We start from the raw sequence: 819 nt of genomic DNA on the forward strand, positions 1-819 counted from the left end.
GTCAGATGGTGAAGCCTTGGGCGACGATGCGTTTGTTGGCACCGTCGTAGACCTTGGTCGCGGACCAACCCTGGTTGACGAAGGCGTGGACGTCACCGTTGTGGTAGATCGCGATGATCTCGGCTCGGGCGTCGCCAGTAAGGGAGGCGAACTTGGTCGGCCGAGGATCAGTGAAGCCCTGCGCGACCACACGCTGGTTCGCGCCGTCGTACACCTTTGTCGCCGACCAACCCTGATTCACATACGCATGCACATCACCATTGGCGAACAACGAAATAATCTCGTCGCGGCCGTCACCTGTGACATCGGCGAACTTCGTACGCGGACCATCAACGAAACCCTGCGCGACGACACGCTGGTTCGCGCCGTCGTACACCTTCGTCGCCGACCAACCCTGATTCACGTAGGCGTGCACATCACCGTCGGCGTACAACGAAATGATCTCATCACGCCCGTCACCGTTGATGTCCGCGAACTTGGTACGCAGTGGATCCGTGAAGCCCTCCGCCACCACACGCTGATTCGCACCGTCGTACACCTTCGTCGCCGACCAACCCTGATTCACATACGCATGCACATCACCATCAGCGAAAATGGAGATGATCTCATCACGCCCATCACCGTTCACATCAGCGAACATGGTACGAAGCGGATCGTGGAACCCCTCAGCCACCAGCCGAGAATCCGAACCAGTGTAGACAGTCGGATCCCCCCAACCACGATTACGGTAAGCGTAGACCCGCCCATCCGGACGCACCGAGATGATCTCATCCAGACCATCACCAGTCAGATCCGCGAACTGCACCGTACCGTCATCAG

At 58.7% G+C, this 819-nt stretch carries 1 protein-coding gene; it reads right to left on the reverse strand.

Going from position 1 to position 819, the window contains the following annotated elements; translation table 11 throughout:
- Position 1 precedes the first annotated feature (1 nt).
- The coding region (locus tag Van01_RS32765) for an FG-GAP repeat domain-containing protein (RefSeq protein WP_204015844.1) at positions 2–819 on the reverse strand (818 nt) is incomplete at its 5' end.

The sequence above is a fragment of the Micromonospora andamanensis genome (assembly GCF_016863495.1).
Taxonomy (GTDB): Bacteria; Actinomycetota; Actinomycetes; order Mycobacteriales; family Micromonosporaceae; genus Micromonospora; species Micromonospora andamanensis.